Here is a 21,838-nt window from a genome sequence, read left to right on the forward strand (position 1 = left end):
GGTCCGGAGAAGGCGCGGATATGGGATGTTCACCGGTATCAGGTGCTCTGCCAACTGAGCTACCGGAGCGTTGCCCCGGGCAGGACTCGAACCTGCGACCGCCCCATTATGAGTGGTAACCGACGAACTTCGACCCGTGCCCTCACCGAACCACACCGGTGGCCGCCGAGCTGAGAACGAGTACGGATATGAGAAGCGGCACCGGATGTGATCTTTTTTGCAGAAAGAGATAACCGATGCAGTTCGACCCGTACTCGCACCAGGCCCAACGGATGTGAGGGACCAGCGAGGTAAGACGCTAGCGCACTCGTCGGCGGGTCTCGATCGATTTTCGTGCGATCGTGATCACCCGTCGGAGAGCGCGATCGCTAGGGTTGGTCGTCATGGCGCTGCTGTCTCACCTCGACCGTTTCAACAAGCGGCACCCGTGGAGCCACAACGACCACTACGGCGGCTGGGTCGTCGGCCAGGTGGCCGCGTCCGGGGCCGGCCACGTCCTTGACGTCGGGTGCGGCACGGGCAACCTCGTCGCCCTGCTCCGCCGCCGCGCCGCCACCGTCACCGGGCTCGAACCCGACCTCGCGACCGCCGGGGCCGCGGCGGAGCGCTTCGCCGACGACCCCGCGGTCACCATCGTCCAGGGCGACTTCGCCGGGCGTGACCCGCAGCGGCGCTGGGACGCCGTCACTCTCGTCGCCGTCCTGCACCATCTCCCGCTGGTGCCCACGCTGCGGGAATTGCGCGGCTGTCTCGCCCCGGGCGGTCGCCTCGTGGTCGTCGGCTGTTACCGCGAGGCGGGGCCCGCCGATCTGCTCGCCGCCCTGCCTGCCATGGTCGCCAACCCGATCATGGGGCTGGTCAAGCATCCTGCCCGTGCCGACGCGCCGCCCCCGCACATGACGGCGCCCACCGCCGAGGCGCAGGAGACCCTGGCCGACATCAGGGCCGCGGCCGCGCAGGAGTTGCCCGGCGCCCGGGTCCGGCGTCGCCTGTTCTGGCGGTACACCCTGGTCTACGACGCTCCCGCCGGGGCCTGAGGGCTGGGGGAGCACTCAGCGGAGGAGATCGAGGTGCTGGGAGACCGGGCCCAGGGTGAGGAGGCCGCTGCCCGCTCCGGCCAGCTCCGCCGCCGCGGGTGCGAGTGCGGTGCGGGCGCGCGCCATGGTCTCCCTGTCGCCGACGGCCGCGGCGGCCCGCGCGACCAGGCACCACATGGCCTCCAAGAGCAGGTCGCGCGGTGGGTCGGGTACGTCACGCAGCTTCGCCGCAGCCTCGTGGCGGTGTCCGAGCCTGAGGAGGACCAGCGGGCGCGTCCACGGATCGTAGGGGCCGAAGTCGGCGCCGTCGTCGGCCGAGGTGGGTGAGGTGTGGCGCAGGCGCAGGCACAGAAGGGCGAGCGGCAGGAGACCGTGTTCCAGGCCGGGCATGCCGGCGCCGTCCAGGCGGGCGGCGGCGGATCGGTAGGCCGCCTCGACCTTCTGCGGCGGGGCCTGGCCGGTCGCGTCGAGGCGCAGCGCTCGATACCACTGGGTGAACACGCCCACCAGCGGCAGCTCGTGCCGCGCGGCCAGGTGATCGGCGGCGGTCGCGTGGGTGTCGGCTCCTTCGAAGTCCGCGAGCGCGCTGCGGGCTTGGAGGCGGATGAGGTGGCCCAGGACCTCGTAGGTGACCAGGCCGTGCCGGGCCGACAGTGCGATCAGCTCGGCGCCGATGGCGTCCCGGTCGGGCGCCAGGCCCGTACGGTGGAACGTCTGCATGAAGACGCCGTTGAGCGCGAACGCCAGCAGGCCCGGGTCGTCCAGGCTGCGGGCGAGCACCTCCGCCTCACTGGCGGCGATGGGGCCTCGTGCCGCGTTCGTGCCGCGGGACTCCAGGGCGATGGTGGCCAGCAGCCGGGCTCGCACCGCGTCACGGGCCCCCAGCGGTGAACGTGCCCCGTCAGCGGGGGCGGCAGCGCCGCTGCTCTCTGAGGCCGCAGTCGCATGCTCCGGGATCGGCGCCGTGCCCGCTGGGATAGCGGTCATCCCCGCTGGGGTAGCGGCCGTGTCCGGTGGGAGGGTGGTGGCCGGGCTCGGGGTGCTCGGTGGGAGGGTGGTCGGGGTGCTCAGTGGCAGGGTGGCGAGGGTGCGTTCGGCGGCTGCGATCACGTGGCTTGCCTGGTCGGGGTCGTCGAGGCGGGTCCAGATCGCGGGTACGTCGTAGGCGCCGATGACGCGGGCCGTCAGCTCCACGTCACCCAGCTCCTCGGCCGCCGCGATGGCCGCCACCCGGTGTTCGCGGGCCGCTCGCAGGCCGCCGCCACCCGTCACCGCGAGGTCGCGCATCAGCCCCACCGTCGACTCCAACCGGGCACGCGCACCCGACGGCACGCTGCGGTCGTAGGCGGCGGCAGCCCGTGCCCACACCGTGTCCGCCGGGCCCTGACTGCCAGGGGCGAGGTGAGGGGCGTGGTGGAGGATGTCCGCCTCCAGGCGGCTCAACCCGGGACCGGGGTCCACGCCCAGGTGCTCGACCAGCAGCTCCCGCGCCCGGCGCAGCACCGCGAGGGCGTCGCCCTGGCGGCCGGTACGGTACAGCGCCAGAGCAAGTAGCCGCCAGCCCTCCTCCCGCCAGGGATGTTCGGCGACGTGGGCGTCCAGGTCGGGGACCGCCTCCCCGGCCAGTCCCAGGTCCAGGCGGGCCTCGGCCTGGCGTTCTACGGCGTGCAGCCGCAGCTCCGTCAGGCGGGAGCGTTCGGTACGGGCCCAGGGCTCGTCGGAGAAGTCCGCGTAGGCGGGCCCGCGCCACGATCCCAGCGCCTCCTCGACGCGGGGGAGCACGTCCGCGGGCGACCCCGAGGCGGTCACCGCCCGTTCGAAGCGCCAGGCGTCCACCGCGTCCGGTTCCGCGCGCAACGCGTACCCCGGCCCCTCGGTGACCAGCAGCCGGGCCGGGGACCTGGGCGGGCGCTGCGGCTCCAGCGCCCGGCGCAGCGCCGCCACGAACGTGCGCAGCGCGCCCACCGCGTCCGGCGGCGGGTCCTCCCACAGGTCCGTCACCAGGTGGGCGACCGGTACGACGCGCCGCCGGGCGACGATGAGCCGGGCCAGCACCGCGCGATGGCGCGGCCCTTTCAAGGCGATCGGGTCCCCTGCGCCGTCCCAGGCGGCCACCGGCCCCAGCACGCCGAACGTCACCTGCACCGCCCCCGTCACCCCCTTCTACCGGTCATGCCGACCGACCGATCCGTCGGCCGCCACCAGCGTCCCCGCTGGTGGCGGGCGTCCTTTTGCGCCTCGGTGCCGAGCGGGCAGGCAGGCGCCTGAGCGGGACCCGGCCGTGCCTGCCAATGGCCGTGTCCGCCGCCGGTCTCGGGTGCCGCCGGTCTCAGACGCCGCAGCCCGATGCCCGCACACCGGTAGCCCCACTCCACGCAGGGTCAGCCAGCCTCAGGTCACGGTAGCGCGCTGATCGGATGCTCATTCACGCCCGGCACGCTGGATCCCTCCCCCACCGGAACAAACCGACCGAAAGAGAGGGCCATCGTGGTCATCGACGGCTTCACCTATCACCGCGTCCCCGTCGCAGACGGCGTGTCGCTCAGCGCGGCCGTCGCGGGGGAGGGCAGCCCGATCGTGCTGCTGCACGGCTTCCCGCAGACGCACCTCATGTGGCGGCACGTCGCCGCCGACCTGGCCGCGGACCACACGGTCATCTGCCCCGACCTGCGTGGTTACGGCGCCAGCGACAAACCCGCCGAGACCGGACCCGGCACCTACGCCAAGCGGACCATGGCCGCCGATGTCGTGGCGCTGGCCCGGGCGCTCGGGCACGAGCGGTTCGCCCTGGCCGGGCACGATCGCGGCGCCCTGGTGGCCTTCCGCGCCGGGCTCGACCACCCGGCGGCGATCACCCACCTGGCCTGCCTGGACGTGCTGCCGACCGTGGACATGTGGGACGTGATGCGCGGGGCGTCGGCGGCGGTCGGCTTCCACCTCTACCTGATGGCCCAGCCGCCCGGGCTGCCGGAGGCGATGATCGCGGCCTGCCCGGACGTGTTCTTCGGCCACTTCCTCGACGCCTGGACGGGCGACGCGCAGGCGGTCCCCGCCGAGGTACGTGCCGCGTACCTGGAGGCCTGCCGCGAGGCGATCCCCTCGATCGTCGCCGACTACCGCGCCTCGGCCGGCATCGACGCCGAGCACGACCGGGCCGACCGGGAGGCGGGCAGGCGCCTGGAGATGCCGGTGACGGTGCTGCAGCAGGACTGGGGCGCCGCCCTCGGCTACGACGCGGCGGCGCTGTGGCGGGCGTGGGCGCCGCGGCTGCGGCACGACACCGTCGGCCACGGCCACTTCATGGCCGAGGAGGCGCCTGCCGAGATCGCCAAGGCCCTGCGGGAACTGCTCACCCGCTGATACGAGGCCCTGGGTGAGCTGGACACGACCACAACACCCGGACCGGCTCGACCCGCTGACCGGCTCCGCTCGCTCCGGGCCCGAAAGCAATAGACTTCTATCGTTTTCAGGCCACGGTCGATCCCCCGAGGAGCTGGCATGAGCGAGCCTGTAACCCTGCCCCTGTACATGCGCCGGAACGCGTTCGACCCGGATCCCGAGGTCGCGGTGGCGCGCGACAAGGACGGCGTCCGGCGGGAGAAGTCCCCGTTCGGCCTCGACGTCTGGATGGTCAGCCGCTTCGCCGACGTCAGGGAGGTGCTCGGGGACTCCGGGCGCTTCAGCAACGCCCAGCGCAACGTCTTCAGGGCCCCCGGCATGCCGAAGGTGAGCCCCGAGGAGATCGAGCGGTTCCGGGCGGGCAACCTGCTCGCCTTCGACCCTCCCGAGCACACCCGGCTGCGCCGGATGCTGACGCCCGAGTTCACCATGCGCCGGATGCGCCGCCTGGAGCCACGCATCCGGGACATCGTCACCGAGCACCTGGACGCCATGGAGGCCGCCGGGCCGCCCGCCGACCTGGTCTCGGCCTTCGCCCTGCCGGTCCCGTCCCTGGTGATCTGCGAGCTGCTCGGCGTCCCGTACGCCGACCGGGGCGACTTCCAGCAACGTACGGGGAAGATACTCGACGTCTCGCTGCCCATCCAGGAGCGGGGCGCCGCCCAGCTCGAGTCGCGCGCCTACATGGCCGAGCTGGTCGCCCGCACCCGGACCGAGCCGGGCGAGGACCTGCTCGGCATGCTCGTACGCGAGCACGGCGACGACCTGAGCACCGACGAGCTGGCCGGCATCGCCTCGCTGCTCCTGCTGGCCGGCCACGAGACCACCTCCAACATGCTCGGCATCGGCACCCTGGCCCTGCTGCGCCACCCCGGACAGCTGGAGCTCCTCAGGCGCGAACCCGAGCGGATCAACGCCGCCGTGGAGGAGCTGCTGCGCTGGCTCAGCATCGTCCACACGGGCACGTTCAAGGTCGCCACCACCGACACCGAGCTGGCCGGGCAGCCGATCGCGGCGGGCGACCTGGTGGTGTGCGCCCTACCCGCGGCCAACCGCGACCCGGCCTACATCGCCGACCCCGACCGGCTCGACATCGGCCGCGGTGACATGGGGCACGTGGCCTTCGGCCACGGCGTGCACCACTGCCTGGGCGCGCCGCTGGCCAGGATGGAGATGCAGATCGCCTTCCCCGCCCTCTTCGAGCGCTTCCCCGGACTGCGCGAGGCCGGGGAGCCGGCCGAGTTCCGCGCCTTCAACGTGGTGTACGGGCTGCGCTCGTTCCCGGTGGCCTGGTGACCGGCTGCTAACGTGACGGATCGTGCACGAGCAGGGACAGCGAGCCGACGCGCTGCGTAACTCGGACAAGATCGTCCGGGCCGCGATCGCGAGTCTGCGTGAGAGCGGCCCGGCGCTGTCCCTCGACGAGATCGCCCGGCGCGCCGGGATCGGGATCGCGACCGTCTACCGGAGGTTCGGCGACCGGGACGGGGTGATCAGGGCCGCGTTCCAGACGTACTTCGCCGAGGAGGTCGAACCGCTCGCCCTGGCCGCCCGCGACGCCGACGACGCCGGGAGCGCGCTGACCGAGGCGCTGGCGGCCACCGTGGACACCCTGGCCGCCCACCACGGGCTGCTGCGCGCGGCCCGGGAGTCGGGCGCGTTCACGGTCGACATCGCCGAGCGGTTCATGGGGCCGCTGGGCGCCGTGCTGGCCAGGGCGCAGCGGGAGGGGCGGGTGCGGGCGGACCTGACGGTGCGCGACCTGGCGGCGATCGTCGTGATGGCCCTGGCGACCGTGCACCCGCGCGACCCCGAGCACGCCGATCCGCGCCGCTACCTGGCCCTGCTGCTGTCCGGCGTGCGGCCCTCGCCCGACGAGCTGCCCGTCCCCGTCTGCCCGTCCGCACGCCTCCGAAAGCCTCGCTGAGGGGGCGACGCGGAGTTCCGGCGCCGGTTCTCCGCCGAGGTCGAGGCTGCCCGCCGGGTCGGCGGCTTCTACACCGCCGAGGTGGTCGACGCCGACGCCGACGCCGATGCCGACCCGCCCTGGCCGGCCACCGCCTGCATCCCCGGCCCCTCCCTGGCCGAGGCCGTCACGGGGCAGGGGCCGCTGCCGCCCGCGGCGGTCCGGGTGCTGGGAGCCGACCTGGTCGTCTACCGGGTCGTCCACGAAGAGCCCGACCTCGTGCCCCTGCTGCGTGCCTGCCTGGCCAAGACCCCGGCCGACCGGCCCCGGCTGAATGACGTCCTCGACCGGCTGGAGGGGCCCGACACCGTCACCCACTGGCTCCCACCGGACGTCACCGTCATGATCACCGAACGGGGCACGGCGATCCGCACCCCGGCCCGGCGACCCTGAACCGCCGGAGCCCCCTGCGCGGGACGCCGGCACCGCGACCGCCGCGGCGACGCTGGCGCTGCTGAGCCTTCCGGGGCAGCTGGCCATGGTCTTCCAGGCCGCCGCACTCCTCATCGACCCCGGTCCGCCGGTCTGGTTGATGCTGAGCTCATGGCCCTGCTCCCGTCCACCGGCCGCTGGTGCCTGCGCTCAAACCGGACGGAAGGTCCGGCGCGTCAGGCGTTGGGGCAGCGGGGCGGGGCCGTGCCGTAGGCGTACTGGAGGAAGTCGGTCAGCATCGCGGGCCAGGAGTTCCAGTCGTGGCCGCCCGTGCCGTAGCAGTAGCGGTGGCCGACGCCCAGGCCGGTCAGGGTCTGGTCGAAGACGCTCGCGTACGAGCCGAGGATGGCCTCGTTCACCGCGAGGGCGTCGGTGTTCGCCGGGGACGTGGTGCTGTAGGCGCACTCCGCGGGCGCGGGGCCGCCGCCGTCGCCGAGGATGTACTGGCCCGACGGGTCGCGCGGCAGCGACCGGCAGCCGCCCGCGTACAGGCCGAGCCTGCCGCTGAAGGGCGCGTACCTGCCCTGCGTCACGAGCACCGCCGGGTTGGCGGCGGGCCAGTCGAGGTCCCCGGAGGCGCTGGTGGTGTGCGGTCCGAACAGGGTGTCCAGCCGGTAGACGAGCTGTTGCTGCTGGTCGAGCACGGGCAGCCAGCCGTCGTACTTGTTGACCCGGTACGGCCCCGGGTCCAGCACGGTGATCGCGGCCCCGGACTGCCACATCGAGTCGGAGACCGTCCGCTGGGCGGGCTTGCCGCGCAGGTCGATGCCCGGCGAGAAGGCGCCGATGACGGAGAACACGTCGGGGTGCGCGGCGGCGTACTTCAGCGTGCCGAACCCGCCCATCGACAGCCCCGCCAGGCCCCGCCCCGACCGGTTGGCGATCGTGTTGAAGTTGGCGTCGATCCATGGGATGAGCTGCGAGATGTGGTACGTCTCCCACTTCGGCGCGAAATATCCGTCCGTACGCCCGGCCCAGTCGCTGTACCAGCCGGTCATGCCACCGGTCGGCATCACCACGATCCCGTCGTACGGGTGGCCGGGCGTGGTGCGGATCAGGGACACGAGGTCGGTCTTGGTCGTCCACTCGTCGTAGTCGTCGCCGCCGCCGTTGATGAGGTAGAGGGAGCGGTAGCGGGTGCTCCTGGCGGGGTCGTACCCCGGGGGCAGGTAGACGCGCACGCTGATCTCGTGGGCGAGCGGGTCGATCGCGGGGGTGCCGCCGGCCGCCTGGAAGATCGCCGTCGAGGTCATGACGACGTCGCGCAGCTCGGAGCCGTCGTTCTGGAGATGTCGCTCGACCCGCACGCAGGTGATGCCGTGGCCGTCCGGCTGGGGGAGCGTGGTCGAGCACGTCTCGGCGTACGCCGTCGTCGCGGGCGCCACGAGCGCCGCGGCGAACAGGAGCACGACGGCCAATCGTCGCATCGCATCTCCTCTACGGACCGTCCCGATCATGGCACCAGGCTTCGGCGGCGGCGTCAACACCCGGCCGCATTGACAGTGAAAACAACCAAGCGCATGCTTGCCGTCATGGTCGAATCCAGCCTCACCCCCCAGGGCCAGAGCCGGCGCGCCCTGTTACGCGGGGCCGCCGTGGCGGGCGGCGCAATGGTCGCGGGCGCCGCGCTCGGCAGCGCGCCGGCCCGTGCCGAGGTCGAGTACGACGTCGTGGTGGTCGGCGCCGGAGCCGCCGGGATGACCGCGGCGCTGACGGCGGCCAAACGCGGGCTGCGTACCGTCGTGGTGGAGAAGGCCCCGACGTTCGGCGGCTCGGCCGCCCGATCGGGCGCGGGCATCTGGATCCCGTGCAACGAGGTCATCCTCGCCGCCGGAGTCCAGGACACCCCGGCCAAGGCCGCCGCCTACCTGGCCCGCGTCGTCGGCGACACCGTGCCGATCGAGCGGCAGCGGGCCTTCCTGTCGGCCGGGCCGGCGATGATCTCGTTCGTGATGCGCAACAGCCCGCTGCGCTTCCGGTTCATGGAGGGCTACTCCGACTACTATCCGGAGTTCACCGGCGGCATGCCGAACGGGCGCTCCATCGAGCCCGCCCAGCTCGACGGCAACATCCTCGGCGCCGAGCTGGCCCACCTGAACGGCCCGTACATCCAGACCCCCGCGGGCCTGGTGGTCTACAGCGCCGACTACAAGTGGCTGACGCTCGCCGCCGTCAACGCCAAGGGCCTCGAGGTGAGCGCCGCGTGCCTGCTGCGCGGCACCGAGGCCGCGCTGCGCGGCGAGAAACCGCTGACCATGGGCCAGTCCCTGGCCGCCGGCCTGCGCGCGGGGCTGCTCTCGGCCGGCGTGCCGGTGCTGCTGAACACCCCGCTGCTCGACCTCAAGGTCGAGTCCGGCCGCGTCACCGGCGTCGTCACGCCCGGCGGCCTGGTCAAGGCCAAGCGCGGCGTGATCGTCGGCTCGGGCGGGTTCGAGCACAGCGCGGCCATGCGCACGGAGTTCCAGCGCCAGCCCATCGGCACGAGCTGGACCGTCGGCGCCAAGGAGAACACCGGCGACGGCATCGAGGCCGGCGAACGGGTCGGGGCCGCCCTGGACCTGATGGACGACGCCTGGTGGGGCCCGGCCATCCCGCTGCCCGGCCAGCCGTACTTCTGCCTGGCCGAACGCACCCTGCCGGGCTGCCTGCTGGTCAACGGCAACGGCGTGCGCTTCGTCAACGAGGGCGCCCCCTACAGCGACGTCGTCCACGTCATGTACGACCGCAACGGCCCGGGCCAGCCGCACATCCCCGCCTGGCTCATCGTCGACCAGAACTACCGCAACAAGTACCTGTTCCGGGACGTCGCGCCGCTGCTGCCGCTGCCCGACGAATGGTTCGCCGGCGGCGCCGCGTTCAAGGCGTGGACGATCGAGCAACTGGCCCAGAAGATCGGCGTCCCGCAGGCGGCGCTGCGCGGCACCATCGACCGCTTCAACGGGTTCGCCGCGACCGGCAAGGACCTCGACTTCCACCGCGGCGACAGCGCCTACGACCGCTACTACGCCGACCCGCTGGTCAAGCCGAACCCGTGCCTCGCGCCGCTGTGGCTGCCGCCCTTCTACGCGTTCAAGATCGTCCCAGGGGACCTCGGCACCAAGGGCGGGATGCGCACCGACGCCCGGTCGCGGGTGCTGCGGGCCGACGGGTCGGTCATCCCCGGCCTGTACGCCGCCGGCAACGCCAGCGGAGCCGTCATGGGCCACAGCTACGCCGGCTCCGGCTCGACCATCGGCCCCGCCATGACCTTCGGGTACGTGGCCGCCAACGACATCGCCGACACGCCTTAAAACGATTGCCGTCCCCCGCCGCGGGCCAGCAGCATGGCGGGATGCACTTCTCGATCAACATTCCGAACTTCGGCGACTTCGCCGACCCCAGGACCGTCGCCTCGGTGGCCGTCGCCGCGGAACAGGCGGGCTGGGACGCGCTGTTCGTCTGGGATCACGTCGTCCACGTCAAGAGCAGGCGGCGGGCGTTCGGCGACCCCTGGATGCTGCTGACGGCGGCGGCGCTGGCGACCACCCGGATCAGGCTCGGCACCCTGGTCACCCCGGTCGCCCGGCGCCGGCCGCAGCAGCTGGCCCGCCAGGTCGCCACGCTCGACGCGCTCAGCGGCGGCCGGGTGATCTTCGGCGCGGGCCTGGGCGGGCCGATCGAGGACGAGTACGGCAGCTTCGGCGAGCCCACCGACCCGGTCGTGCTCGCCGAGCTCCTCGACGAGGGCCTGGACCTGCTCGCCCGCTACTGGAGCGGCGAGCCGGTCACCCATCGCGGGCGGCACTTCCGGGCCGAGGACGTGACACTGCTGCCGCCGACCGTGCAACGCCCCCGCCCGCCGGTGTGGGTCGCCGGGTTCTGGCCCAACCGCAGGCCGATGCGCCGGGCCGCCCGCTGGGATGGCGCCGTTCCGCTGTTCGGGCCGGGCTCGCACGGATACGGGCCGCCCGTCGACCAGGTGCGGGAGCTGGCCGCGTACGTACGTGAGCAGCGCGAGGACGACGGCCCCTTCGAGCTCGTCGTCGGCGGCGTCAGCCCCACCGGCGCCGCCCAGTCCCGCGACCTGCTCGGCCCGCTCATGGACGCGGGCGCCACCTGGTGGGACGAGCGCCAGCCGATCGACGGCGCCGACCTGGACCGGCTCGCGCCCGTGCTGCGCCGCATCGAGCAGGGCCCGCCCACCATGGGGTGAATCGAGGAGTGTCTGCGGTCTGCCATGATTCAAACGCAGTTGGTGACCATTGCCCCCTGAGGAGTTCCCCCTTGGACCGCAGACATTTCCTCACCCTGACCGGCGCCGCGGGCCTGGCCGCCGTGGACTTCGCCCGGCCGGCGCTGGCGGCGGGCTACCCGTTCGCCGACGCGGGTGTTCCCGATGAGCTGCATGCCAAAATGGGGGAGCTGGCGCCGTACGGCGTCACCACGGTTGCGTTCACGCCGTCCGGCGGCTGGGTGATCGTCACCCAGGACGGCCGTTATTTCGCCCGCGGCGTGCCCGACGCGTGTTTCGCCGAGCTCGGAAAGATGGTCAAGGCCGGGGCGAAGATCCACTGCGTGGCCTTCCCGCCGGAGGGCGGCGACCGCTGGGTGATCACGAGTGACAAGGGGATGGCGGCGCGCGGCCTGCCCGAGGCGTGCCACCAGCGCGTCAGCGACTCCTACACCGCCGGTCGGCAGGTCGTGCACGTCTCGTTCCCGCCGGCCGGCGGCGACCGCTGGGCGGTGGCCGACACCACGGGCTTCTACGCCCGGGGCGTCGACGACGAGTGCTACCAGATGATGCGCAACCTGACGCAGGGCGGGCGCCGCCTGACCGGCGTCGCCTTCCCCAAGGGCGGCGGATGGGTGGTCGTGGCGCAGGACGAGTTCCATGCGCGCGCCATCGACGACGCCTGCTTCAAGAAGCTGAACGAGCTGGCCGCCGGCGGCTGGCAGCTGCACAACGTCGCCTTCTCCGCGGCCGGCGGCTGGGTGGCGAGCACGCGCGGCAAGGTGCCCGCGCTGCCCGCCGACCGGGTGCGGCAGGTCGAGAACGCGGTGGGCGGCGCGACCATCTGGCAGCGGATGAACGCGTGGAAGACGCCCGGGGTGGCCGTCGCGGTGGTGGTCGGCAACAAGATCGCCTGGTCCACCGGGTACGGCTGGCTGGAGGCCGGCAGCGGCGCCGCCGCGCACCCCGAGACCGCCTTCCAGGCCGCCTCCATCAGCAAGGCCGTGGCCGCGGTCGGCGTCATGCGCCTGGCGCAGACGCTCAAGCTGCCCCTGACCGGCGACATCCGGCCCCACCTGGGCTGGACCCTGCCGCGCCGCGACTGCGTCACCTCGACGGCGGTGCCGACCATCGACCGCGTGCTCACGCACCGGGCCGGCCTCATCGGGCGCGGCTCCACCTCCCCGGCCGACGCCTGCACCGGCTTCGACACCGGGGGTGGCGGCTTCGCCGGCTACGGCCCCGGCGCGACCGTGCCCTCGCTGCTGCAGGTCATGAACGGCGAGGGCAACTCGCCGAAGATCGAGCTCACCACCGCCCCGGGGGCCGAGTTCCACTACTCCGGCGCCGGGTTCGTGCTGCTGCAGCGGATGGTGGAGCAGAAGAGCGGGCTGTCGCTGGCGTCGTACATGGACAAGGAGGTGTTCGGGCCGCTCGGCATGAAGAACAGCTCCTACGCGCTGTCGCCGGGCTTCGAGCTGGCCGCCGGCCACACCGCCAGCGGCACGGTGATCTCCGGCAAGCGCAACCGCTACCCGGAGTCGGCCGCCGCCGGCCTCTACACGAACGTCCTCGACCTGTGCCGCCTGGTGTCCTACCTCAACAAGGCGTGGACCGCCTCCGGCGACATCGCCGGGCCGCTCACCAAGGCCTCGGTCCGCACGCTGCTCACCGCGGGGCCCGAGCCCACCATGGGGCGGGGCTTCTTCATCGCCGGCTCCGGGACGAAGAACTTCTCCTACACCCATGACGGCTCCAACTACGGCTTCAAGTCCGTGTTCAAGGGCTATCCGGAGCTCGGCGCCGGATACGCGATCCTGGCCAACGGCAACAACATGAGCCTGGTCAACGAGATCGCCGCTGCGGTCCGCTCGGTCTACGGCTGGGCCTGACGCGGCGTTCAGTGCCCTTTGGAGCAGGACTGCTTCGTCATGACGTTCAAGGTCTCGAGCCTGATCGAACCGTCAGCCGGAAGGGCGATGGTCCGGGCGCCGGGGGTGGAGCCCCAGCAGACGGGCACGAGGAAATATTGTCGGTTGGACGCGATCAGGAAGCGCAGGCCGGTGTATCGGTAGCGGAAGTCCGCATTCGGGTCCGGGAGCAGGCTCTCATCGATTCCCGGGCCCTCCAGATTCAGCCGCTGCCGCGCGTAGACCACCGCGGCCACCAGTGTTTTTTCCGGCTGTGCCAGGATCCTGTCGGCATCCTCCTTGCCGATTCGCTGCGCGTGTTCGTCCACGAACCACAGCACCGAAACCAGTGCAAGGGCCGCGAGGACCGTGCGCTGGACGATCTGGCCGGTGGGGGGAACCGCCGGGCCAGAGTTGACCGCGTTGCGAAGGTAAGCGCTGTAGAACAGCAAGAGCGAGCCGAGGCCCAAAAAGAGGGGCTTGACGTAGAACGGCCGATCCCAACATCTGGGCCAATCGGCTATGGCCATAACGGCCACCGCGATACTGACGACCCCAAGCGTGGCGAGTGCCCAGATGGTCCGCATGGTGGCGATGCGATGCCAGACGGTGGACCGGATCAGCACCGCGCGCGCGAAGGGCGCCACCAGGAGCAGCAGGAGAAGCAGGAGCAGGACCACCACCAGTGGCTCATCGGCCACGTTGATGCTGCGCATCACGTATTCCTGGAAGGTGAAGCTCAGCATGCTGGTGTTGACCCCGAGCCTCGAGTACATGCTGTTGAGGCGGACAGACCCGAAATACATCAAGACAGATGCGAGGATGGTGGTCGGCGCGACGACCTGGGCGAGTGCGCGGCCCACGCGGGCGATGTCCTGACCGAGTCCGTCGCCATCGCCCACATCCGCCACTGGATCCTCCCCCCGGGTCCCTGATCTCTCGCCGACCTCCTCATACCGCGCCGGGACCCGCCCCACTCCGGAGCGACCCGCCGCTGACCATGAACTGGCGAATCCTTGCCGTCGCAGGTCAGGCGTTGGCCGGGGCCTCCTCCTTGGCGGGCTCGGGCAGGTCCAGGCTGTCGCGGAGCTTGGCCGGCTTGAGGAAGGCCGCGGCGACGAGGCCGACGACGGCGATCGCGGCCGAGATGAGGAAGATGTGGCCGGTGGCGTCGCCGTACGCGGACCTGACGATCAGCTTGATCGGCTCGGGCAGCGCGGCGAGGTTGAGGCTGCCGCCCGCCGCCTGCCCACCCGCCGGGATGCCGGCCTTGGCCAGGCCCTCGGCGATGTTGGACGCCACCCGGTTGGCCAGGACGGCGCCGAGCACCGACACGCCGACGGTGCCGCCGAGCGAGCGGAAGAAGGTGATCGCGCCGCTGGCCGCGCCGATCTCGCGCAGCGGGACGGTGTTCTGGATGACGAGGACGAGGTTCTGCATCGACATGCCCACGCCGACGCCCACGGCCAGCATGTACGCGGAGATCAGCACCATCGAGGTCTGGTGGTCGATCGTGGCCAGCCCGGCGAAGCCCAGCGTCAGGACGACCAGGCCGGCCAGGATGTACGGCTTGGTCTGGCCGCTCCTGGAGACCATCCGGCCGCTGATGGTCGAGGAGAGCAGCACGCCGGCCATCATCGGGATGGTCAGCAGACCCGCGGCGGTCGGGCCGTACCCGCGCCCGATCTGGAAGTACTGGCCCAGGAAGACCGAGCCGCCGAACATCGCCATGCCGACCGCGAGGCTGGCCAGGATGGCCAGCGCGGGGGTGCGCCTGCTGATGACGTGCAGCGGCACGACCGGCTCCGTGACCCGGGACTCGACCCAGGTCGCCAGGGCGAGCAGGAGCACGCCGCCGCCCGCCATGGCCGCGGTCTGCCAGGACAGCCAGTCGAACTCGTTGCCGACGAAGGTGACCCAGATGAGCAGGACGCTGACGCCGGCGGCGATGAGGGTGGCTCCCCAGTAGTCGATGCTCACGTCCGAGCGCCGCACGGTCGCCACGCGCAGGGTCTTGGTCAGCAGCGCGAAGGCGACGACGGTGAACGGCACGGCGATGAAGAAGCACCAGCGCCAGCCCAGCCAGGAGGTGTCGGAGATGAGGCCGCCGAGCAGCGGGCCGCCGACGGTGGCCACGGCCATGACCGCGCCGAGGTAGCCGTTGTAGCGGCCGCGCTCCTTGGGAGTGATCATCGCGGCGATGATCACCTGCGTGAGGATCTGCAGGGCGCCCATGCCCAGGCCCTGGATCGCGCGGAAGGCGATGAGCTGCCCGGTGTTCTGGGCGAAGCCGCAGGCCAGCGAGCTGACCATGAAGATCACGATGGAGATCTGCAGGAGCAGCTTCTTGTCGAACAGGTCGGCCAGCTTGCCCCAGATGGGGGTGGAGGCGGTCGAGGCCAGCAGGGAGGCCGTGACCACCCACGTGTACTGCGACTGGCTGCCGTCGAGCGCGCCGATGATCTGGGGGAGCGCGACCGAGACGACCGTGCCGCTGATCATCGCGACGAAGAGGACGAGCAACAGGCCGCTGAGGGCCTCCAGAACCTGGCGGTGGGCCATCGGCTCCGCCGCCGGCGACGGCGCTGCCGTCTGTGCGCTCATGCGCGAACCTCCAAATGAGTACGTGGGACCGGGACACCATACATGCTCAATGGGAAACTTTGCGCACTGGGCATCTATTCCCGCCGGGTAAGCTTGCCTGCGTCATGGACAGCACAATGGGGTTGCGCGAGCGCAAGAAGGCCGAGACCCGCAGAGCGGTGCACGAGGCCACGCTGCGGCTGGCGATGGAGCACGGCCTGGACAACGTCACGGTCGAGGCCATCGCCGACGCCGCCAACATCTCGCGCCGGACGTTCTCCAACTACTTCGACGGCAAGGAGGAGGCGCTGCTCTACGGCGACGAGCAGCGCCTGCTCGAACTGGTGCGGCGGGTGCGCGAGCAGCCGCCCGAACTGTCGGCGTGGCGGGCGCTGCGCAGCGCGCTCGACATCTTCGAGGTCGAGACCGTCGCCCCCGACCGGGAGTGGCAGGTGCGCACGAGGCTGGTCATGCGCCACCCCTCGCTGCTGGCCAGGCAGCTGGCCAGCCGGATGCGCCTGGAGCGGGAGCTGGACGCGGCGGTGGCCGGGCGCGAGCAGGCCGGGGGCGTCGGTCCCGAGGTGATCGCCGCCGCCTTCCTGGTCGCGATGCGCATCGCCACGCAGAAGTGGCTCGACGACGAGACCCGGACGATGCGGGAGGTCACGGAAGAGGTGCTGGACCAGATGGCCCAGCCGTTCGCCTGACCCCGGGGCCGGGGAAGTGCCGGTGCCGGCCCTCGTCTAGCCAGCTAACTCACTAGTACGTACATTAGGAGGCGTCCAACGCACCTGTCCCATCCGCCGGAGAGGAAGAACTGATGGCCTCGTTCCTGACCGGGCTGGTCGGCTCGGGCATCGGCCCCTCGCTCAGCCCGCCGCTGCACGAGCGGGAGGCCGTCCACCACGGGCTGCACTACGTCTACCGCCTGCTCGACACGGACGTGCTCGGGCTCGACGTGGGAGAGCTGGTACGCACCGCGCGCCGCTTCGGCTACGACGGGCTCAACATCACCCACCCGTGCAAGCAGAGCGTCATCCCGCACCTGGACGACCTGTCGCCGGACGCCCGCATGCTCGGCGCCGTCAACACCGTCGTGTTCGACGGCGAGCGCGCCATCGGGCACAACACGGACTGGACGGGGTTCGCCGAATCGTTCGCCCGCGGCCTGCCCGACGCGCCCACCCGCCGGATCGTGCAGCTCGGCGCGGGCGGCGCGGGGGCGGCGGTCGGGCATGCGCTGCTCACCCTGGGCGCCGACCGGATCACGATCGTCGACGCCGACCCCGGCCGGGCGGTGCGGCTGGCGGCGGAGCTGAGCTCCCGGTTCGGCGCCGGCCGGGCCAGCGCCGCCACCCAGGACGAGCTGCCCGGACTGCTCGCAGAGGCGGACGGGCTGGCGCACGCCACGCCCACCGGCATGGCCCACCACCCGGGGCTGCCGCTGCCCGCGGCGCTGCTGCGCCCCGGCCTGTGGGTGGCCGACATCGTGTACCGGCCGCTGGAGACGGAGCTGCTCAAGCAGGCCCGCGCGGCGGGCTGCCGGACGCTGGACGGCGGCGGCATGGTCGTCTTCCAGGCCGCGCACGCCTTCCGCCTGTTCACCGGCCGCGAACCCGACACCGAGCGCATGCTCGCCCACCTGACCGACCTGGTGACCGTCTGAGGAGAAGTCATGCGCAAGTCCATCGCCACCGTGTCGGTGAGCGGCACGCTGACCGAGAAGCTGGACGCCATCGCCGCCGCCGGGTTCGACGGCGTGGAGATCTTCGAGAACGACCTGCTGGTCTGCCCGCTGCCGCCCGAGGAGATCCGGGCCCGCGCCGCGGACCTGGGGCTCTCCATCGACCTCTACCAGCCCTTCCGCGACTTCGAGGCCGTGCCCGCCGACCTGCTGGCCCGCAACCTGCGCCGCGCCGAGCACAAGTTCCGGACCATGGAGCGGCTGGGCGCCGACCTGCTGCTGGTCTGCTCCAACGTCTCGCCCGAGGCGATCGGCGACGACGAGCTGGCCGCCTCCCAGCTGCGGCTGCTCGCCGAACGGGCCGCCGAGCACGGGATCCGCATCGCCTACGAGGCGCTGGCCTGGGGCCGGCACGTCAACGAGTACCTGCACGCCTGGCGCCTGGTGCGCATGGCCGACCACCCGAACCTGGGCACCTGCCTGGACAGCTTCCACATCCTCTCGCGCGGCTCCGACCCGATCGGCATCGAGGCGATCCCCGGCGAGAAGATCTTCTTCCTCCAGCTCGCCGACGCGCCGCTGCTGGCCATGGACGTGCTGCAGTGGAGCCGCCACTACCGCTGCTTCCCCGGCCAGGGCAACTTCGACGTGGCGGGGCTGGTGCGGCACGTCCTCGACGCCGGATACACCGGTCCGCTCTCGCTGGAGGTCTTCAACGACCACTTCCGCCAGGCCGGCACCGCCCGCACGGCCCGCGACGGCATGCGCTCGCTCATCGCCCTGGAGGACACCCTGTACGGGGCCGCCCATCCGGCAGTCCCCACCGGGTTCGCCTTCGCGGAGCTGGCCGACCCCGAAGCTCTCGGCGGAGTCCTGAGCGCGCTCGGCTTCCAACGTACCGGGACGCATCCCACCAAACCCGTCGAGCTGTGGGAGCAGGGCGGCGCGCGGCTGCTGCTGAACGCCGCAGGCGGGGACCCCGCGCTGGTCGCCATCGGGCTGGACAGCCCCGACCCCGGCGCGGCGGTCAAGCACGCCGAGTCGCTGCTGTCGCCGGTCCTGCCGCGCGAGCGCGCGCCCAGGGAGGCGCGCCTGGACGCCGTCGCCGCCCCCGACGGCACCGAGATCTTCTTCTGCGACACGGCCTGGCTCGACGACTTCGGCCCCGCGAGGCCGCTCTCTGGGCCGGTCGCCGGGGAGATCACCCGCATCGACCACGTGGCCCTCACCCAGCCGTTCCACTATTTCGACGAGGCCGAGCTGTTCTACCGCACCGTGCTCGGCCTGCGGCCCCAGGAGAGCCTGGAGCTGCCCGACCCGTACGGGCTGCTGCGCAGCAAGGCGATGTCGGCCGCCGAGGGCGCGGTCCGGATGGTCATCAACCTCACCCAGGTCGGCGCCAGGGACCTGCCGTGGCAGCACGTCGCGCTCGCCTGCGACGACGTCGTGGCCGTCGCCCGCCGCCTGCGGGCCGAGCACCCGGAGCTGCTGCTGCCCATCCCCGCCAACTACTACGACGACCTGGAGGCCCGCCACGAGAACGTCGACCCCGAGCTCAGGGAGCTGGGCGTGCTGTACGACCGGGACGCCCACGGCGAGTTCCTGCACCTGTACACCGTCACCGTGGGCCGCGTCTTCTTCGAGCTCGTCCAGCGCACGGGCGGCTACCAGGGGTACGGCGCCGGGAACGCCCCGATCCGGCTCTCCGTGCAGCACGCCGGACCTCACTAAGATGACCGAATGACCACGCAACCCGTCGCCTCCGAACGCCAGCGGGACGCCGAGCGCACCAAGGCGGAGATCCTCAAGGTCGCCCAGCAGGAGTTCGCCCGGCACGGGTACGCGGGCGCGCGCGTGGACGAGATCGCCGAGCGCATGCGCACGACCAAGCGCATGATCTACTACTACTTCGGCAGCAAGGAGCGCCTCTACATCGCGGTCCTGGAGAAGGCCTACACCGAGGTCCGGGCGATGGAGCGGACGATCGACGTCGAGCACCTGGCCCCGGTGGAGGCGATCCGCACCCTGGCGGAGCTGACCTTCGACCACCACGACCTGCACCGCGACTTCATCAAGCTCGTCGCCATCGAGAACGTCCACCAGGCCGAGCACATCCGCAAGTCCGAGGTGCTGGCCAACCTCGGCACGCCGGTGCTCGACGTCATCTCGCGCATCCTGGACGCGGGGCAGGCCTCGGGCGAGTTCGTGACCGACGCCGACGCGATCGACGTGCACATGATGATCAGCTCGTTCTGCTTCTTCCGGGTGGCCAACCAGCACACGTTCGGGGCGCTGTTCGGGCGTGACATGGCGGCGCCGGAGCACCGCGACCGGCTGCGCCGGATGGTGGGCGAGATGGTCGTCGCCTACCTCCGCGGCCCTGCCTGATCACTGGGCCTGAGAGCCGAATCCCAGGTAACCGATTGGCAACACCCTTGTAATGTACGAACCGGTGAGTTAGTTTCCTGCCACTGCGCTATGCCATTCCCCCCGTGAGGAGCATAATCGTGACGGTGCAGGGCAAACCTCGCAAAGCGGCTATAGCTGCATGGATCGGTAGTGCCTTGGAGTACTACGACTTCTTCATCTACGGCACCGCGGCCGCGCTCGTCTTCAGCAAGATCTTCTTTCCGTCCAGCTCGCCCGCCACGGGTACGCTCCTGGCCCTGGCCACCTTCGGCGTCGGCTATCTGGCCAGGCCGGTCGGCGCGTTCGTGCTCGGGCACGTGGGCGACAAGTTCGGCCGCAAGAAGGTCCTGGTCACCACGCTGGTCATGATGGGCGCCTCGACGTTCCTGGTGGGCTGCCTGCCCACCTACGACCAGGTCGGCGTGCTCGCCCCGGTCCTGCTCGTGGTCCTGCGCCTGCTGCAGGGCTTCTCCGTCTCCGGCGAGCAGGCCGGCGCCAACTCGATGACGCTCGAGCACGCCCCCGACAACCGCCGGGCCTACTACACCAGCTTCACGCTCAACGGCACCCAGGCCGGGCAGATCATCGCCACCGCGATCTTCCTGCCGATCGCCGCGCTGCCCGAGGACCAGCTGCTGAGCTGGGGCTGGCGGGTGCCGTTCTGGCTGAGCATCGGGGTGGCCGCCGTCGGGCTGGTCATCCGCCGCACGCTGGAGGAGACGCCCGCCTTCGAGCAGGAGGTCGCCACCAACAACGTGGCCAGGATGCCGCTCGCCGTGCTCTTCCGCGAGCAGCGGGGGGACGTGCTGCGCGTGGTCGTGGCCGCGGTCATCGCCTCGGTGAGCACGATCTTCACCGTCCACGCGCTGTCGTACGCCGTCAACACCATGCACCTGGAACGCGGCCCCATGCTGTGGGTCGGCGTGCTGGCCAACGTCGCCGCGGTGATCACGATCCCGCTGTGGGGGCGGCTGTCGGACCGGGTCGGCCGCAAGCCGGTCTTCATCGGCGGCTCGCTGGGCTGCGCGGCGCTGATGTTCGCCTACCTGTGGTCGATCTCCATCGGCAGCTACCCCCTGATCTTCGTCGTGGGCATCCTGATGTTCGGCATCGTGCACAGCGCCACCAGCGGCGTCTGGCCGTCGTTCTACGGTGAGATGTTCACCACCCGGGTCCGCCTGTCGGGCATGGCGATCGGCACGCAGATCGGCTTCGCGATCGCCGGCTTCGCGCCGACCGTGGCCACGGCGCTGGCGGGCACCGGCCAGGGCAGCTGGCTGGGCGTGTCGGTCATCACCGCCGTCGTGTGCCTGGTCAACGTGGCCGCCGTGGCCACCGCCCGGGAGACCTACCGCGTCCCCACCGAGCAGCTCGGGCTCAAGGAACCGGTGCGGGTGTGACCGGTTTCCGCGTGTACGCCCTGCGCTACGCCGAGCGCGACGCCCGGCGTGGCGAGCACTTCCACGGCTACGACACCCGGGGAGCCGAGCCGCACCCCACCGCGTACTACGTCTGGCTGGCCGTCAATGACGAGCACACCGTCGTCATCGACACCGGCATCGCCCGGGCGCGCGCCGAACGGGCCGCGGGGCTGCGCTACCTGGCCTCGCCGGTGGAGGCGCTGGCCCGGCTGGGCGTGGCGGCGGACGCCGTCGATCACGTGGTGCTGACCCACCTGCACTACGACCACACCGGCACCGCCGCCGAGTTCGCCTCCGCCCGCTACGTCCTGCAGCAGGCCGAACTGGACTACTGGACGGGACCCTGGGCCGAGCGCGTCACGGGGGAGCGCTGGCTGCTGAACGACGACGACCTCGCCCACCTCCAGGCCGCCCGCCGGGACGGCCGCGTGTCCCTGCTCGACGGCGACGCGACCGTGGTGCCCGGGCTGAGCGTGCACCTGGTCGGCGGCCACACGGCGGGCATGCAGGTGGTGCGCGTGCGCACCGCCCGCGGGCACGTCGTGCTGGCCTCCGACGCGAGCCACTTCTACGAGAACATCGAGGGCGACCGGCCGTTCCCGATCCTGCACAGCATGACCGGCATGTACGGCGCCTTCGACCGGATCAACGAGCTGGCCGACGGGCCCCACCTGGTGGTCGCCGGCCACGACCCGGAGGTGCTCAAGCGCTTCCCCCTGCTGGAGCCGGACATCGCGGAGATCGCCGGCTGACCCACCCCCCGGCCGCAGGGTGCCGCCGCCGGGGG

18 protein-coding genes are annotated in these 21,838 nt (G+C 71.8%); 14 read left to right on the forward strand and 4 right to left on the reverse strand.

Going from position 1 to position 21,838, the window contains the following annotated elements; translation table 11 throughout:
* Positions 1 to 383: 383 nt before the first annotated feature.
* The gene (locus tag ACWDRB_RS23380; RefSeq protein WP_449896768.1) at positions 384 to 1,037 is read left to right on the forward strand and encodes a class I SAM-dependent methyltransferase; all 654 of its coding nucleotides are present in this window, start codon (positions 384 to 386) and stop codon (positions 1,035 to 1,037) included.
* Between the two features lie 15 nt (positions 1,038 to 1,052).
* Here the strand turns inward: ACWDRB_RS23380 and ACWDRB_RS23385 are convergent, their stop codons facing one another.
* Positions 1,053 to 3,182: a BTAD domain-containing putative transcriptional regulator gene (locus ACWDRB_RS23385; RefSeq protein ID WP_449896967.1), complete on the reverse strand. Its 2,130-nt coding sequence runs from the start codon at positions 3,180 to 3,182 to the stop codon at positions 1,053 to 1,055.
* 342 nt (positions 3,183 to 3,524) lie between these two features.
* Between ACWDRB_RS23385 and ACWDRB_RS23390 the strand changes: the two genes are divergently transcribed.
* The 4 genes from ACWDRB_RS23390 (at position 3,525) to ACWDRB_RS23405 (ending at position 6,795) form a co-directional block, all read left to right on the forward strand.
* Positions 3,525 to 4,397 carry an alpha/beta fold hydrolase gene (locus ACWDRB_RS23390; RefSeq protein ID WP_449896770.1) on the forward strand — a complete coding sequence of 291 codons (873 nt, stop codon included), beginning with the start codon at positions 3,525 to 3,527 and terminating at the stop codon, positions 4,395 to 4,397.
* 138 nt (positions 4,398 to 4,535) lie between these two features.
* The gene (locus ACWDRB_RS23395) at positions 4,536 to 5,732 is read left to right on the forward strand and encodes a cytochrome P450 (protein WP_449896772.1); all 1,197 of its coding nucleotides are present in this window, start codon (positions 4,536 to 4,538) and stop codon (positions 5,730 to 5,732) included.
* A gap of 22 nt (positions 5,733 to 5,754) precedes the next feature.
* Positions 5,755 to 6,363, forward strand: a complete 609-nt coding sequence (locus tag ACWDRB_RS23400) for a TetR/AcrR family transcriptional regulator (protein WP_449896774.1) — start codon at positions 5,755 to 5,757, stop codon at positions 6,361 to 6,363.
* Positions 6,364 to 6,444: 81 nt separating this feature from the next.
* A complete protein-coding gene (locus tag ACWDRB_RS23405; protein ID WP_449896776.1) occupies positions 6,445 to 6,795 on the forward strand; it encodes a hypothetical protein in 351 nt (116 codons plus the stop codon).
* Positions 6,796 to 7,010: 215 nt separating this feature from the next.
* On the opposite strand, the gene ACWDRB_RS23410 is transcribed toward ACWDRB_RS23405, so the two are convergent.
* Positions 7,011 to 8,261: an alpha/beta hydrolase gene (locus ACWDRB_RS23410; protein ID WP_449896778.1), complete on the reverse strand. Its 1,251-nt coding sequence runs from the start codon at positions 8,259 to 8,261 to the stop codon at positions 7,011 to 7,013.
* Between the two features lie 105 nt (positions 8,262 to 8,366).
* Here ACWDRB_RS23410 and kstD point away from each other — a divergent pair, with 105 nt between their 5' ends.
* The 3 genes from kstD to ACWDRB_RS23425 all read left to right on the forward strand — a co-directional run bounded on the left by kstD (position 8,367) and on the right by ACWDRB_RS23425 (position 12,936).
* Positions 8,367 to 10,124, forward strand: a complete 1,758-nt coding sequence (kstD, locus tag ACWDRB_RS23415) for a 3-oxosteroid 1-dehydrogenase (protein ID WP_449896780.1) — start codon at positions 8,367 to 8,369, stop codon at positions 10,122 to 10,124.
* Between the two features lie 41 nt (positions 10,125 to 10,165).
* A complete protein-coding gene (locus tag ACWDRB_RS23420; protein WP_449896782.1) occupies positions 10,166 to 11,026 on the forward strand; it encodes an LLM class flavin-dependent oxidoreductase in 861 nt (286 codons plus the stop codon).
* 71 nt (positions 11,027 to 11,097) lie between these two features.
* On the forward strand, positions 11,098 to 12,936 hold the full coding sequence (locus ACWDRB_RS23425) for a serine hydrolase domain-containing protein (protein ID WP_449896784.1): 1,839 nt from the start codon (positions 11,098 to 11,100) through the stop codon (positions 12,934 to 12,936).
* Between the two features lie 8 nt (positions 12,937 to 12,944).
* Here ACWDRB_RS23425 and ACWDRB_RS23430 read toward each other — a convergent pair whose 3' ends face one another.
* Positions 12,945 to 13,865 (reverse strand): hypothetical protein, encoded by a 921-nt coding sequence (locus tag ACWDRB_RS23430; RefSeq protein WP_449896786.1) that lies wholly within the window; start codon positions 13,863 to 13,865, stop codon positions 12,945 to 12,947.
* 118 nt (positions 13,866 to 13,983) lie between these two features.
* Positions 13,984 to 15,516, reverse strand: a complete 1,533-nt coding sequence (locus ACWDRB_RS23435) for an MDR family MFS transporter (RefSeq protein ID WP_449896969.1) — start codon at positions 15,514 to 15,516, stop codon at positions 13,984 to 13,986.
* A 146-nt stretch (positions 15,517 to 15,662) separates the two neighbouring features.
* Here ACWDRB_RS23435 and ACWDRB_RS23440 point away from each other — a divergent pair, with 146 nt between their 5' ends.
* The 6 genes from ACWDRB_RS23440 (at position 15,663) to ACWDRB_RS23465 (ending at position 21,803) form a co-directional block, all read left to right on the forward strand.
* A complete protein-coding gene (locus ACWDRB_RS23440; protein WP_449896788.1) occupies positions 15,663 to 16,244 on the forward strand; it encodes a TetR/AcrR family transcriptional regulator in 582 nt (193 codons plus the stop codon).
* 113 nt (positions 16,245 to 16,357) lie between these two features.
* Positions 16,358 to 17,203, forward strand: a complete 846-nt coding sequence (locus ACWDRB_RS23445; RefSeq protein ID WP_449896790.1) for a shikimate dehydrogenase — start codon at positions 16,358 to 16,360, stop codon at positions 17,201 to 17,203.
* A gap of 9 nt (positions 17,204 to 17,212) precedes the next feature.
* Positions 17,213 to 18,952, forward strand: a complete 1,740-nt coding sequence (locus ACWDRB_RS23450) for a bifunctional sugar phosphate isomerase/epimerase/4-hydroxyphenylpyruvate dioxygenase family protein (RefSeq protein WP_449896792.1) — start codon at positions 17,213 to 17,215, stop codon at positions 18,950 to 18,952.
* Between the two features lie 9 nt (positions 18,953 to 18,961).
* Positions 18,962 to 19,609, forward strand: a complete 648-nt coding sequence (locus ACWDRB_RS23455; protein WP_449896794.1) for a TetR family transcriptional regulator — start codon at positions 18,962 to 18,964, stop codon at positions 19,607 to 19,609.
* Between the two features lie 125 nt (positions 19,610 to 19,734).
* Positions 19,735 to 21,030: an MFS transporter gene (locus ACWDRB_RS23460; protein WP_449896971.1), complete on the forward strand. Its 1,296-nt coding sequence runs from the start codon at positions 19,735 to 19,737 to the stop codon at positions 21,028 to 21,030.
* Positions 21,027 to 21,803, forward strand: coding sequence for an N-acyl homoserine lactonase family protein (locus tag ACWDRB_RS23465; RefSeq protein WP_449896795.1), 777 nt, complete (start codon positions 21,027 to 21,029; stop codon positions 21,801 to 21,803). The genes ACWDRB_RS23460 and ACWDRB_RS23465 overlap by 4 nt, the downstream gene beginning before the upstream one ends.
* The last annotated feature ends 35 nt before the right edge of the window (positions 21,804 to 21,838 follow it).

Source organism: Nonomuraea sp. NPDC003707 (assembly GCF_053587055.1).

Bases quoted from the DNA above. Each gene is read 5' to 3' on its own strand.
- ACWDRB_RS23380 (WP_449896768.1), top strand. From the start codon at position 384: ATGGCGCTGCTGTCTCACCTCGACCGTTTCAACAAGCGGCACCCGTGG.
- ACWDRB_RS23395 (WP_449896772.1), top strand. From the start codon at position 4,536: ATGAGCGAGCCTGTAACCCTGCCCCTGTACATGCGCCGGAACGCGTTC.
- ACWDRB_RS23410 (WP_449896778.1), bottom strand. From the start codon at position 8,261: ATGCGACGATTGGCCGTCGTGCTCCTGTTCGCCGCGGCGCTCGTGGCG.
- kstD (WP_449896780.1), top strand. From the start codon at position 8,367: ATGGTCGAATCCAGCCTCACCCCCCAGGGCCAGAGCCGGCGCGCCCTG.
- ACWDRB_RS23420 (WP_449896782.1), top strand. From the start codon at position 10,166: ATGCACTTCTCGATCAACATTCCGAACTTCGGCGACTTCGCCGACCCC.
- ACWDRB_RS23435 (WP_449896969.1), bottom strand. From the start codon at position 15,516: ATGGCCCACCGCCAGGTTCTGGAGGCCCTCAGCGGCCTGTTGCTCGTC.
- ACWDRB_RS23440 (WP_449896788.1), top strand. From the start codon at position 15,663: ATGGACAGCACAATGGGGTTGCGCGAGCGCAAGAAGGCCGAGACCCGC.
- ACWDRB_RS23445 (WP_449896790.1), top strand. From the start codon at position 16,358: ATGGCCTCGTTCCTGACCGGGCTGGTCGGCTCGGGCATCGGCCCCTCG.
- ACWDRB_RS23450 (WP_449896792.1), top strand. From the start codon at position 17,213: ATGCGCAAGTCCATCGCCACCGTGTCGGTGAGCGGCACGCTGACCGAG.
- ACWDRB_RS23455 (WP_449896794.1), top strand. From the start codon at position 18,962: ATGACCACGCAACCCGTCGCCTCCGAACGCCAGCGGGACGCCGAGCGC.